Consider the following 13,481-nt stretch of genomic DNA (forward strand, 5'->3'; position numbering starts at 1 on the left):
CGAGATTTGCGTGCCAACGAGGTCGTCAGACTTGTCCTGGGTACGCTGTTCCCCCAGAGAGTCCTCGTCCGAGTTTGTAGTAGTGGACTCGAATGTGTCGAGAGTGCTCGAATCCCCCTCCGTCTCGTTCTCGTCGGTCGATTCGTTGCTCGAGTGGGTCGATGCTGTAGTCGCTTCGATAGTGTCGTCCCCGTCGTCGGTAAACGCGTCGAACGTTCCACCACTATCGTCCGCAGCGACGTTTGACGCACTCGCCGCCCCCACCGGGGCGACGACGGAGGTCACCATCAGTATGGAAAACAAGACGGCGACCACCTGCGGTCTGCAAAATCCGATTCGTTCACCCAGACACCCGTGAATCATACAGACAGTCTCCAGCACTGACCTATAACTTGGCGCTTACCCCGGGGTACGGGCACGGTTACCTCGAGGTAAGTACGGTCAGGGAGTCGGTGTCGGTGGGAGCAATCCGGCGATGCACCCGCAACCTACGAGTCGTCTCCGGCGGACTCGCGGTCGTCTGCGAGCACCTCGAGCCGCTCGCACAGTCCCTCGTACCGCTCGCTCTCAGCCAGTACGGCCGCCGAGACGGTCGACGAGAGTGCCTCGCGTTTCTCGCGGAGCGCGTGGTACTCACGTTCGCCAGGTGGCTCACCGTATCGTTCGACCTGCGTCTCGATGACCTCGTCGACGGTATCCTTTGTGGCCGGTTTGCGCACCACCGCGTCGCAGTCGAGCTCGAGCAGTTCGAGGTCGATCCGCCCGGTGAGCAACGCGACGAGCCGACACGCCTTCGTTACGCTTCCGACGAGGGAGGGAACGTCGGCGTGGCCCGTCCCGGGAAGGTGGGTGTCGTAGACGACGACCGTCGTCTCGTCGTCGACCGCCTCGAGCAGTTCGGCGCGGTCGTGTGCGCGGTGGACGACGTAGGTCGGTTCGAACCAGCGCTGGAAGAGCCCCGTGAGTCGGCGGTCCTCGTCGGCGACGACGACCTCCGGGTCGTCGGTCACGAGGTGGCGCTGGCCCCACGACTCGAGGCTGTCGAACACGGCCTCGAGTTCCCGGCCCGCCTCGGTCAACGTGTACTCGACGCGCAGGGGTGATTCGCTGACGACCGTGCGATCGACGACGCCGGCCGCTCCGAGCGTCTCGAGACGTTGGGTGAGGACTTTCGACGAGACGCCGGGGATGGCCGACTGGAGTTCGGAAAAGCCGAGCGGTCCCTCGCCGTGTAACGCCACTACCACCTGCGGCGTCCACTTCCTCGAGACTACCGACAGCGTCGCGGACAGCGCGTCCTCCCGACTGTCGTCGTTCATCACTCGACCATTCGGGCGGGGGTCGATATACGTCACGGTTAGCTGACAGTGTCCTCACCTCGAGAATTACTCGTCGGGTTCGGGTGGCCGCTCGAGCGTCACTACGATCCGCGGGCCGGGGGTCACCGAAATCGTCCCGCCGATGTGGTCGATCACGGTCGTGGCGAGATACAGTCCAGTTCGCATTCGACGAACGGACTCCGTCGACGCTTCGCGGGCGTTCAGTAACGCTTCCTGACCGTCAGAGAGGGCAACTCCCGCTCCGCGGATCGTCACGGTAACGTGGTTGCCATCCTCCGTGATGGCGACGTGTGGCTGAGGGTGTTCGTACTCGTACTCGTACTCGTGCTCGCGGTCGTGATCGTGATCGTGATCGTGAGGACCAATCGCCTCGGCGAAGAGGTGCTCGAACACCGATCCCAGCATCGGCGTTGCGAGCACTGTCGCCTCGTCGTTCGTCCCGTCGACAGTGAACTCGACTGTCGGGTGGTCGCGCGAGAACCGGTCGACTTCCGCTTCGACGATGGCGTCGATCGACCTGGGCTCGAGGGCGTCTCCTGCCTGCTCGACGACGGTCACCACGTCCGCCGCCGCATCGGCGAATTCGACGACGTTGGCGAGGGCGTCGTTCAGCGCCTCGAGGGCGTCGCTCTCGCCGTCGACCTGCGTCGCGAGTTCGCCGGCCCAGCCGACGGCGACGCTCATCTCGCGTTGGATATCGTGACCGATGATCCGGTTGAGAAGTGCGAGTCGTCGATTCGCCTCGACCAGCTCGAGTTCGTGGCGTTTGCGCTGAATTGCGTATCGGATCGCCCGACCGACGAGTTCCCCGTCGATCCGACCCTTGGGGATGTAGTCCTGGGCGCCGGCCTGGATCGTCTGCGTGCCGGAAACGGCCTCGTCGTGAGACGTCAACGCGATGACCGGCACGGTCGGTGCGTGGTCGACCAGGGCGGCGATCGTCTCGACACCCCTGCTGTCGGGAACCATGAGATCGGAGAGGACGACGTCGACGGGCGTCCGACCGAGGACGTCGACCGCCGCCGCGAGCGAGGTTGCGTGATGCCACTCTCCGACGGTGACGGTCGTGTCCCGCCCGCGAGAGTCGATCGCACCGCCTCCGCGAACTACCCGTTCGACGAGCGCCGCCTCGTCGGGGTTGTCCTCCAGCAACAACACGTCAAGGGAGTTCGCAACCGTCATCGTTTCACCCGCGAAGACTGCGGGCAATCCGACGGCGTCGCGTCGCGACTGTCCTGAGTCATCCTTAGAGATCGGAGACACGGGGACCTATCTTTTTCGACGACCGTCACCGGCGGCTCGAGTTCGGTTTCATCCGACTCACTACGTGGATCAGTCGATCACGTCGTTACGATCTCGAATCGTGCACCGCCGTCGGGACCGTTCCTGACCTCGATGCTCCACCCGTGTGCTTCCACGACGTCGCGGACAATCGCGAGACCGAATCCGGCGCCGTCGTCGCTCGTGGTGTGACCTCGTTCGAACACGAACGGGCGGATCGACTCCGGAATACCCACACCGTCGTCTTCCACGAAAACGCCGACCGGGTCTCCGGTAGTGTTCCGGTCGTCATGGTCGGCGAACTCGCCTGGGTTCTGGGTTTCACTGCCCTCGAGGTCGAGCGCTCCGACCCGAACGGTCACGGGCCGGTCGTTGTGGACGACGGCGTTGCGAAAGAGGTTCTCGAAGACGTGACGCAACCGGTAGTAGTCGCCGTCGACGGTCCAGTCGGCCGGCAACTCACATTCGAGGGTCGACCCCTGGGTCGCCGTCGCGACCCACGAGTCCGCCGCCACGGTGGCGAGATCGACCGGTTCGGTTTCGGTGATCGTCGTCCCTGCTCGGGCCATCGTCAGGAACCGCTGGATCATTCGTTCCATTCGATCGAGGACGTCCGCGACCATTCCGACGTCGTCGGGATTGCCCGACTGCGTGGCCAGTCTGGTGTAGTTCTTCGCCAGTCCGAGCGGGTTCTGCAGGTCGTGACTGATGACGCCGACGAACTCGTCGAGACGTTGGTTCGTCCGCTCGAGTTCGCGTTCACGCTCGTTTCGCTCGGTAACGTCCCGGATACTGATGACGACGCCGTCGACGAGGTCGTTGTCGAGCAGGTCGACCGATCCCCCCTCGAGACCGACCCAGGAGCCATCGCGGTGGCGACCTCGATACTCGAACCGTGTCTCGTCGTCGGGCCCCGTCCGAAGCTCGTCGAACGCGTTGATGGCACGCTCGCGGTCCTCGCCGTGGACGAAGTCGAACACCGACGTTCCGACGACGTCGGCAGGCCGGTACCCGAGGACGGACTGGACCGAGGGACTCGCGTAGGTAATCTCACTGTCGGCGGTCACCACCACGACGACGTCGGAGACGTTCTCGATGAGCGCCTGGAACCGTCGCTCGGCCCGACGCTGCTCGGTGACGTCTCTGAGCATCAACACCGCACCCTCGGTACGCTCGTCGCCGACGCTCGATACGGTCGCGTCGACGACCGTCGCACCGCGTGCGATCGTCAGTTCGGTCCGTTCGCCGTCGAGCAGCGGGCCGGCCTCCGGCAGGGCGGTCCGTATCGGTTCCCCGACCACGACGTCCTCGTCGACGATCGAACGGGCTGCAGCGTTGTAATCGACGACGCGCCGATCGTCGTCGATCACGAGGTAGCCGTCGCGCATCTCGTCGATTACCCGGTCGCGGGCGATCGGGACGAGGTCCAGCCACCGGTATCGATAGAGTGCGATGGCGATGAGGATTCCCGTCGCACCGAATCCCCAGACCGAGTAGTTGACGCTGGTTACCTCGAAGAACGCGAGGACGTTCGCTGCACCCGGGATTAGCGGTGCGAGCACGACCAGACGGGACTGTCTGTGGTAGACACCGCTGCCGCGAGCGTCGACGTACTCGAGGAAGAACAGAAAGATACCGCCAGCCGAAAGCGACCAATTCCAGAAGACGTAAAGCCAGTAGCCGGTCTTCTGGTACTCGACGACCGGGAGCAACACTTCCGTGTACTCCATCGGTTGGTGCATCCAGTTGTGAATCGGATCCGTCCAGATCACGACGATCCAGAGACACGTGCCGAGGTAGATCGCGCCGAGTCGCCCCGGTCTGAGCCACTCGGTGCGGCCCGTGTACGCGAGTGCGAAGTGAAAGAGACCCGTCGCCATGATCACGGCCCCCGAGTTGATTACGACCGACAACGCGAGTCCGACGGCGGGATCGGTTTCGACGAGCAAGAACCCCTGTGGAATCGTCCAGAGGGAGATGCCGACGAGGAACCCACCGAGGGGACGGACGTCCTGGTCCGACCGCGTCCTGAGAACCAGGACGGCGAGCCCTATATTCAAGAGCCCGACCGAGACCAGTGTCGCCGCGTGAAGCGACGTGAACGCAACAGGCACGAGTCACAGAGGGAACGTATTCGAGAAAAGCGTTACGGGGATTCTGTGCCGTATTCACGGATGGCGTTCGAAATCGACTCGAGCATCGCTACGTGATTTTGAACAGCCGGTGGACCGCCTCGAACTAAAATTCAGTGGCAGGCAAACGGATCTGACCGCCGATCGTATCGGACAAACCATCCAGGGGTGTCACTCAACTCTTGCAAGGCCATTTGCAACTACTGGCATACGGATATAGAGTTAGTTACATTTAGCCTATCGCATCTAATTAACTCACGTCCATTCGACCCCGAGACCGAGACGTCTCACACGCCAGAACAGGTCGTGTCAAGAACCAGTGGCTGACTCACCTGCGGTACGGGAAGTCGCGTCCTTCAGGGCGCGGAGGATCATCACAGAGTGTGTATCGGTAATACATTTCCGCGAGCGATTTTTATATCACCACGAGGATGAATACCCGTGCAGCCAGATCGGTCGACACTTCTCAAAGGAGGGCTCGTTGCGGGGGGATTTTTTGTCTTCACCGGTGTACTCACCGGACTCGTTCCGACACCCGTCTTCGATCGGATGGTGCCGCGTACGCCGCTCGATTTCGGGTTTCTTGGGCTTACTTCGGTCCTCGCAGGCGTGTACGTCGTCCAGCGATTAGCACGCACAGAGTGTTCCGGTGATCGGTGTGCCTATGGCGGTGTCGCAAGTGGCTTTTTTGCCGTCGCCTGTCCGCACTGTAACGCGGTTCTCGTCGCGCTGTTCGGAAGTTCGTGGTTGGCTACGTACGTCGATCCGCTCCGGCCGCTGCTGGGAATTCTCGCCGTTGGGTTACTCGCCGGGATCGTGTACGCTCGATCGGATCGCAATTAATACGCCATGGGCACGACAGATCTTCGATGTCCGAACTGTGATATCCTACTGAAAAAAGTCGACTCCGTTCCAGAACCGACGGTTATCGACGGTCGGATGCGGCTAGATGTTGACTGTCCGGGGTGTGTGATTCCGCTTGCCGTGTTTCTCGAGATCGTGGCCGGAGATGAGCTCACGGTTCGCAAGTTCGTCGAGTCCACCGGCAACCGTTGACAGCGGACGGCCCCCGTTTTGTGAGTGTGGCAGCAAACCGGACACGATAGAGGTAGGCGCACGCCGGCATCGCTCGTGTGTCCACCACACACGAGCGCGAAAGTCGTTACTCCACTCTCGAAAATACTACCACAATGGAACACCCGTCGGAGACACTGTCCGATCTCCCTCCGAGCGCCAAACTCGTATACAAGGTCCTCGAGCATAATACATCACTGAACCAACAGGAGCTCGCCGAAGAGACGATGTTGCCAAAACGGACCGTCCGGTTCGCGCTGACGCGATTGAAAGAATCCGGGCTGGTTGAGGAACGAATTTCGTTTCGGGATGCACGCCAATCGGTCTATTCACTAACGGAAGACGGTAAGCAGGTGCACGCACCGCCGGTTGAAAACTGATACGCGTACCTCCACCTGGGTCTTCCGATCACGTTTGTTTCGTCGGATTCGGTAACCGCACTTCCAGTGCCTCGAGCAGTGGAGGTACGTGCGGCGCTCAAGGACAGGGTTGCTATCGGATGTGTATGCCGGGTACACAGCCGCAGCCGGGTTATTGGGAAGGCGGTCCTTCCACTACCTATGCGAGACAGTCCCACAACGAACGGCTGCTCTAGACGGAGCGTCCTCGGCTCGGCGACGGCCGTCGGCCTGACTGCCCTCGCAGGCTGTCTCGGTACCCCCGGAATCCTCGACGGAGTGACCGACGATGAAAACGCTGTGGCCGAGGGTCCGCCGACCGTCGACCGATCGTTTCCCCAGGAGTACACGATCGAGGAACTGAACGACGCGAATCTGTCCGACGGACCGGGTCAAGACGGGATCCCGTCGATCGACGACCCGCAGTTCGCTCCGTCCGACGAGCCCCCGGCGAACCTCGAGGGAGGTGACCCAGTCTTCGGCGTCGAACTGAACGGCGAGGCGAAGGCCTACCCGCAGTACACTCTCGTGTGGCACGAAATCGTTAACGACGTGGTTGGCGGGGAGTCGGTTGCAGTGACGTACTGTCCGCTGACCGGGACGGCACAGGGATTCTACCGTGGCGAGAGCGAACTCGGCGTCTCCGGCCGGTTGATCAACAGTAACCTCGTCATGTTCGACCGCGGAACGGAGACGTGGTGGCCCCAGATACTCGCGTTGGGTATCCGCGGCCCACACGAGGGCGAATACCTCGAGGAGTTTCAGGTGGTCTGGACGACCTGGGACCGATGGCGCGAGCAGTATCCGGAGACGGCCGTCCTCACGGAAGATACCGGCCACATCCGTAACTATGGCGACGATCCCTACGGGGAGTACAATCCGCGGAGGGGCTACTACGAGAACGATAATACGCTGTTCGCTCCGTTGGCGACCGACGACCGGTTCCCGATGAAAGCGGTCGTCATCGGCGCCCGGAACGCCGATGGCGCGATGGCCGTCCCCAAGGACACCTTGCGTGAGCGTACGGTCGTCGAGGGAACGATGAGCGAGACGCCATACGTGACCGTCTACGACGAGGCACTCGACACTGGCTACGTGTATCGGAACCCCGACGGCAAATCCGTCGAGGCGGACGAGGGGACGGTCGTCGTCGACGGTGACTCGTACGAATCGAATGCGTTGCCCCTCGAGCGGGAGATCGGCTTCGACGCGATGTGGTTCGCCTGGTACGGCTACTATCCTTCGACGGTGGTCCACGAATGAGCACTACTGGTCGACTCGCCGGGTGGTTGAATCCCCGGTCACGGATCGAAGAAACGATAGCTGCGACGCTGCTCGTCGTCCGCCGATACGACTCGCTGGCGGTCGCAACCGCCGTGGTGATCGGCTACCTGGTCGCCTTCCTCTGGGCCGTCGGCGACCTCGCAGTTCGACCCGACGTGGCGGCGAATCTGATCGTGATCGACGATCCGCTGAGCCGAATGTTCGACCGAACCGGTCCCGCGTCGTTCGAGGCCGTCGCCATGGTCGACACTGGCGTCGTCCGGATTCTGATTTCGCCGGTGAACGCGGCCATCGGACTCCTCCTTGCCGGCCTCGTCGGCGTCAACCTGGGGCTGACCTATCTCGCGGTCGTGCAGCCAGCCGCCTGTGGAATCGGCGCCGGATCCGGTCTCTTGGCGTCGTTTCCGGCGCTGCTGTCCGGAACGGTCTGCTGTGGCCCCGTCGTGCTGATCGCCCTCGGCATCCAGGCGAGGGGGCTCATGTTGACGATGTTCGTGTGGCTGTTGCCGGTGGGAATCGGTCTGCTACTCGTGAGTCAGGTGTACGTCGCCGGAAAAATCGACGTCGCTGGAGCGTCAACGTGAGGCCGAGGAGCGACCCTGTAGCGATCACCAGCGGTCCGATACGGTGAACAGACCGGGCGCGCCGAACGGCCGTTTGATACGATACGATCTCGACTGGCACGGAGAAATCCGACGGGGACGGCTGTCAGTGACCAATCCGGGGCTCGTTATCCGTTTGGGAATCTGCTCACCGGCGTCACGAATCGGCGACGAGGAACATCAACAGGGCTACTGTCAGCCAACGCAAAGGGGACCCGTGACCATCTCGAACACCGATCAGTCGACCGCTGACTCGTCGATTGCCGATCGGTTTCCGAGACTCTGGACGCTCTGGGTGGCTGCTCGACCCAGTCAACTCGCGCTCATCGTGGTGGTGGACGGGGATCGTCGCGTCCTAGTGGTCGTTCGGAGTCGGCAACTAGGACGCCAATCCACCCTTGCGGCGATCGCACCCAACCGCACAACGATTTTGTATCGTCCCAACCCAGCGTACGTATGGCCGATTCGTCGGACGAAGCGCCGCGGGATACGGATCGCAGCGACGAATCGACCGCCGCTTCTCCCTGGTCTCCGTCGTCCGTGGACGCCGCCGACGAAACCTTCCGCGACGCGTCGAGCGGCGAGACCGTATCGTCTCTCGATCCGACGACCGCTGCGTATCGGCTGCTCGAGTCCGTCAAGCGTCGCAACGCACCCACGCCGTATCTGAACGCCCTCGCGGAAGCCGACGCTTCAGACCTCGAGACCGTCCGGACCGACCGACAGGCGGGACTCGCGTTCTGGCTCAACGTCTACAATGCGGCGACACAGCTGTTGCTCGATCGGCGACCGGCGCTGTTCGAATCGCGCGTTCGATTTTTCCGCGCAAATGCGATTACGATCGCCGGCACGGCTCTCAGCCTCGACGACATCGAACACGGGATCCTCCGCGGCAGTCGCTCGAAGTACGGACTCGGGTACCTGCCGCGCCTCGAGCGAACCGGACTGAACAAGACGTACCGCCTCGAGGCCGATCCCAGGATTCATTTCGCGCTCAACTGTGGAGCCGCGAGCTGTCCGGCGATTTTAGCGTACGAACCCGACTCGATCGACGACCAACTCGACGAGTCGACGCACGCGTATCTCGACGAACACGTCGAGTACGACGCCGAACGCGGTCGCGTTCGCGTTCCGCGACTCTGTCTGTGGTTCGTCGGAGATTTCGGCGGTCGGTCGGGTATCCGCCGCTTTCTCCGGGAGTTCGACCAAATCCTGCCGGAATCGTCGCCGTCGCTGCGGTTTGTATCGTACGACTGGGAAAAGACGCCCCGACGGTTCGGGTGGTAGCGGTCGCGGAACCAGGCGGACAACACCGGACCTGTACGGTAACCAAAACGGCTCCAGAACTGTATATGGAACACAACTCCCAACTCCAATTTACGATCGGAACTCCGATCACCGTGCGATGCCGACTGCTCTCGGTAACTCGGGGAACACCGATTTTATGGTCTTTCTCGAGCCCGAGTGGGCCGTCGCATATATCGAGGGCGAGTAGTCGACCGAGGAGTACTACGACGAGATTCGTGACTCGGAACATTGAGCGACGTATCGGCGTGTCCGATGCTACTGATACTGGTACCGGTACCCACCGTCGCTTCGCCGGAGGGATTTCTGTCGGTGTCCGATTGACTCGTCGGATGTGAATGCACCGTACACAGCAGCCGAACGGTTTTGCACTACCAAGAGCCTAGGTCACCCATGAGTAGGGTTTCAGATTTTTCGCTCACGAACGTCGCGGCGGGTCCGGACCCGTTTACGCTCTCCGAACTCGACGACGACGTCGCGTTCGTCGTCCTGTTCTTCCAGCGCGATCACTACTGTACGAACTGCCGCAGTCAGGTGCAAGACCTTGCAGATCGCATCGAGGCGTTTCACGAGCGGGACGCGGAAGTCGTCTCGATCGTTCCGGAGCCAGGCGATCGCGTCGAAGAGTGGCAGTCCCGGTACGAGCTTCCGTATCCGCTGCTTGCAGACCCCGATGCGTCGGTCGGCGACGACTACGATCAACCCGTCCGGTTCGGGATTCTCGGCGCGTTCAGCGATTTCTTCGGTCGGATGCCCGCGGCCGTCATCGTCGATCGTCGCGGTGACGAGCCGGTGGTCGCCGCCACCCACCGCGGTCGCTCGACGTTCGATCGGCCCGACATCGACGAGCTATTGGCTGAGCTAGACGAACTGCGATCGGCGTGAGCGCCAGTGAAACGAATCAGACGCTCGCATCGACCGGAAGACGCGCTACTCGAAAAACGAGTCCGAACCGTGATCGTCCTGCCAGGCGAAGGCAAAGAGCCGCCGCGCCGGGAGTCGAGAGAGTTGCCGCCCGTCGGTCGCCGTTCCCGTCGCACCGTTCCACGTCGTCGAATCGGCCCGAAACCGTCCCGTAGTTGTCGGCTCGAACTCGTAGCCCGGATTCTCGAACGCGTGGATTCCGTCGTCGGTCGCGAAGACGACGATATCGGTCTCGGCGATCGTTTCGTGAACGACGCCGCCCGCATCGGCCACCCGCGGTAACGGGAAGCCCACCGCCTCGCCATCTACCTCGAGTCCTAACACGACCGTTTTGGGCTCGAGATCGTCTCGATCCCAGGAGCGGGCGTCGTCGCTCCCGCGGTGGGCGGCCAGCCCGAAGCCGTCGCTATCGAAGTAGCCGGCGTACGGTCGATCGGCGTAGTCGATCGGTTCCGGCGTCTCGTCGTCGCTCGCCGCTTCGCTCCGTGCGTCCTCGAGGGGCTGGAGGACGATCCCGTCGGGGTGGCGTTCGCGGAAGGTTTCCCAGGTCAGCATCGCGCTCGGCCGGACGGTCAACCGTCGTCCCTCGTATCGACCGTCGAGACACGCGCCGGTGGACTGCTTCCACTCGGCGTTGGTCTCCCGATCGTACATCACCAGGTCGTCGTCGGCGAGTTTTCCACTGACGCCGAACGTGAGCGTCTCGCCGTCGATCCGCCGTTCGTAGACGACCGCGCTTCCACAGAGCGGACACCACGTGACGGCGATCGGTACCGCACCGCCGTCTCGCTCCCAGACGTCGTTGACAATTTCGTGGTACTCGAGGATCCGAATCGGGTACGCCTTCGGCGGCGATCCGTCGACGACGATCACGTCGTCTTCGCCGTCGCCGAAGTAGTCGGTTCCGAACGTCGGTGAATCGATGCTCGGGATCGCATCTTTCGGAAGGACCTGTCGGATGTTCACGGAAGATAAATCTGAATACGCGCTCATAATACTCTCGCCACTGACGAGGAGACGGAATGCGTACTCGTGCGACCCTCGTCAGCGAGTTCGGCGAGGGAGCCGTCCACTGCAGCCACGCAATAGTAGAGCTGATAAGTACTGGTTTCGACCGACGCGGCGTCGGGAACGCGGTGTGAAGCGGACGAGTCGGACGAGCGGACGGCCTCGAGCAGTATTCGGCTCACCGACACCGAATTCCAACGGGGATGCGTCTTTTTGCTATTCGACCACGAAAGATTCGGTATGTGGTACCGCTCACCGCGCGACCGTGTTGGGTTTCGGGTCCTGCTCCAGCTTGCAGGTGAGTTCGATGAATAAGCGTGCGAGTCGCTATATACCGATCGAGGACTACGGCGTCGTCGGCAATCTCGAGACGTGTGCACTCATCGCGCCGAACGGGTCGGTCGACTGGTTTCCGTTCCCCCATCTCGAATCGCCGAGCATCTTCGCCTCAATCCTCGACGCCGATTCGGGCGGACGGTTTCGGATCGCTCCGGTGAGCGCGTTCGAAACTGACCGACAGTACGTCGACGACACGAACGTCCTCGAGACGACGTTTCACGCGGCTGCTGGGACGGCGACGATGACGGACTTCATGCCGCCGGCCGGCCACACTACTCATCCGAAGACGGTTCTGTACCGAAAGCTCGAGTGTACGGCTGGATCCGTCGATCTCGCGGTCGAATTCGATCCGCGGTTCGATTACGGACGGGCGGAAGCGAGTGTCGAATCACTCGAGGAGGGCGTTCTCGCCGAAGGCGACGAGGAACGAACGCTGCTCGAGAGCCCGGTTCCCCTCGCGGTCGAGGACGGCCACGGTACCGGCGAACTGTCGATCGAAGCGGGCGAAACGGAGTGGTTCCTCCTTCGGTGTACTGGCGCGGAACACGCGAGTACGGATCCGGACGCCGCCCTGGCGGAGACGATCGAGTACTGGACCGACTGGGCCCACAACTGCGACCCTGGGAGCGACTGTACGTTCGAGGGACCCTGGCACGACCAGGTCGTCCGCTCGCAACTCGTCCTCAAACTCCTCACGCACGCCGAGACCGGGGCGATAGCCGCTGCACCGGCCACCTCGTTGCCCGAGGACATCGGCGACGTTCGGAACTGGGATTACCGGTTCAACTGGCTTCGAGATACCGGGTTCACCGTTCAGGCGATGATGAACCTCGACACCGCCGACGAAGCGAACGCCTACTTCGACTGGTTCATGGACCTCTGCAAGGCCGACGATCTGGCGGCGATTCAGCCGCTGTACGGGCTCCACGGCGAGGCGGAGCTTACCGAGCGAGAACTCGATCACTTCGAGGGGTATCGGGGATCCCGTCCGGTTCGAATCGGAAACGAGGCGGCCAAGCAACGCCAGCACGATATCTACGGCGAACTGCTGCTGGCCGTCGACGAGATGCGCCGGCACGGGCGCGAACTGACGGACGACGAGTGGACGCGGGTTCGAGATATCGTGGACTACGTTCGCGAGATCTGGGACCAGCCGGACGCGGGAATCTGGGAGGTTCGCGGGGGAGACAACCACTTCGTGTACTCGAAGGTGCTTTGCTGGGTCGCACTCGACAGAGCGATTGCGATCGCGACCGACGGCGACCACGACGCCCCGATCGAGTCCTGGCACGAGACTCGCGAGCGCATCAAGAACGACGTTCTCGAGAACGGCTTCGACGACGATATCGGGGCCTTCGTTCAGGCCTACGGGACGGACGCCCTCGACGCGACGGGACTGTTGCTCCCGATCGTCGGCTTCCTTCCCTTCGACGACGAACGGATCCAGGGGACGATAGCGGCGATACGGGATCGACTGGTCGAAGACGACGTGTTCGTCCAGCGGTACGACGGCGAGGACGGACTCCCGGGAGACGAGGGGGCCTTCGTCCTCTGTTCGTGTTGGCTCGTCGACGCGCTCGCGCTCTCTGGACGCGCGGAGGACGCTCGGCAGCAGTTCGAAACGCTGCTCGAGTACCTGAATCCGCTCGGACTCATCGCGGAAGAGATCGACACGTCCTCCCATCACTCGTGATACTCGTCACTCGAGTGGCGATTGAGCCAGTATCGGAGGCACAACGTGCGGCGCTCGCTGCCGATCAGTGATGATTAGCAAGCCATATGTATGCTTTTCTC

Annotated in this window: 10 protein-coding genes; 6 read left to right on the plus strand and 4 right to left on the minus strand. The window is 62.4% G+C overall.

The window, feature by feature from the left end; translation table 11 throughout:
• Positions 1 to 488 precede the first annotated feature (488 nt).
• From GS429_RS07520 to GS429_RS07530, 3 genes are all read right to left on the minus strand, one after another.
• Complete coding sequence (locus tag GS429_RS07520) at positions 489 to 1,319, minus strand: winged helix-turn-helix transcriptional regulator (protein WP_160064189.1); 831 nt, start codon at positions 1,317 to 1,319, stop codon at positions 489 to 491.
• Between the two features lie 66 nt (positions 1,320 to 1,385).
• On the minus strand, positions 1,386 to 2,522 hold the full coding sequence (locus tag GS429_RS07525; protein ID WP_160064191.1) for a response regulator: 1,137 nt from the start codon (positions 2,520 to 2,522) through the stop codon (positions 1,386 to 1,388).
• Positions 2,523 to 2,680: 158 nt separating this feature from the next.
• Entirely contained in the window at positions 2,681 to 4,735 is a 2,055-nt protein-coding gene (locus GS429_RS07530) for a sensor histidine kinase (protein ID WP_160064193.1), read from the minus strand.
• 1,208 nt (positions 4,736 to 5,943) lie between these two features.
• Here GS429_RS07530 and GS429_RS07535 point away from each other — a divergent pair.
• The 5 genes from GS429_RS07535 to GS429_RS07555 all read left to right on the plus strand — a co-directional run bounded on the left by GS429_RS07535 (position 5,944) and on the right by GS429_RS07555 (position 10,301).
• Complete coding sequence (locus GS429_RS07535) at positions 5,944 to 6,207, plus strand: helix-turn-helix transcriptional regulator (protein WP_160064195.1); 264 nt, start codon at positions 5,944 to 5,946, stop codon at positions 6,205 to 6,207.
• 180 nt (positions 6,208 to 6,387) lie between these two features.
• Complete coding sequence (locus GS429_RS07540) at positions 6,388 to 7,488, plus strand: DUF3179 domain-containing protein (RefSeq protein WP_160064197.1); 1,101 nt, start codon at positions 6,388 to 6,390, stop codon at positions 7,486 to 7,488.
• Positions 7,485 to 8,093, plus strand: a complete 609-nt coding sequence (locus GS429_RS07545) for a hypothetical protein (RefSeq protein ID WP_160064199.1) — start codon at positions 7,485 to 7,487, stop codon at positions 8,091 to 8,093. The genes GS429_RS07540 and GS429_RS07545 overlap by 4 nt, the downstream gene beginning before the upstream one ends.
• A 474-nt stretch (positions 8,094 to 8,567) precedes the next feature.
• Positions 8,568 to 9,398 (plus strand): DUF547 domain-containing protein, encoded by an 831-nt coding sequence (locus tag GS429_RS07550; protein ID WP_160064201.1) that lies wholly within the window; start codon positions 8,568 to 8,570, stop codon positions 9,396 to 9,398.
• A 411-nt stretch (positions 9,399 to 9,809) separates the two neighbouring features.
• Positions 9,810 to 10,301 carry a peroxiredoxin family protein gene (locus tag GS429_RS07555; protein ID WP_160064203.1) on the plus strand — a complete coding sequence of 164 codons (492 nt, stop codon included), beginning with the start codon at positions 9,810 to 9,812 and terminating at the stop codon, positions 10,299 to 10,301.
• A gap of 45 nt (positions 10,302 to 10,346) precedes the next feature.
• Here the strand turns inward: GS429_RS07555 and GS429_RS07560 are convergent, their stop codons facing one another.
• Positions 10,347 to 11,306 (minus strand): DUF3179 domain-containing protein, encoded by a 960-nt coding sequence (locus GS429_RS07560; RefSeq protein WP_328821288.1) that lies wholly within the window; start codon positions 11,304 to 11,306, stop codon positions 10,347 to 10,349.
• A gap of 349 nt (positions 11,307 to 11,655) precedes the next feature.
• Here GS429_RS07560 and GS429_RS07565 point away from each other — a divergent pair, with 349 nt between their 5' ends.
• Positions 11,656 to 13,380, plus strand: coding sequence for a glycoside hydrolase family 15 protein (locus GS429_RS07565; protein ID WP_160064205.1), 1,725 nt, complete (start codon positions 11,656 to 11,658; stop codon positions 13,378 to 13,380).
• Positions 13,381 to 13,481: the final 101 nt, after the last annotated feature.

Origin of the sequence: Natronorubrum halalkaliphilum, assembly GCF_009834785.1 — an archaeon.
GTDB lineage: Archaea > Halobacteriota > Halobacteria > Halobacteriales > Natrialbaceae > Natronorubrum > Natronorubrum halalkaliphilum.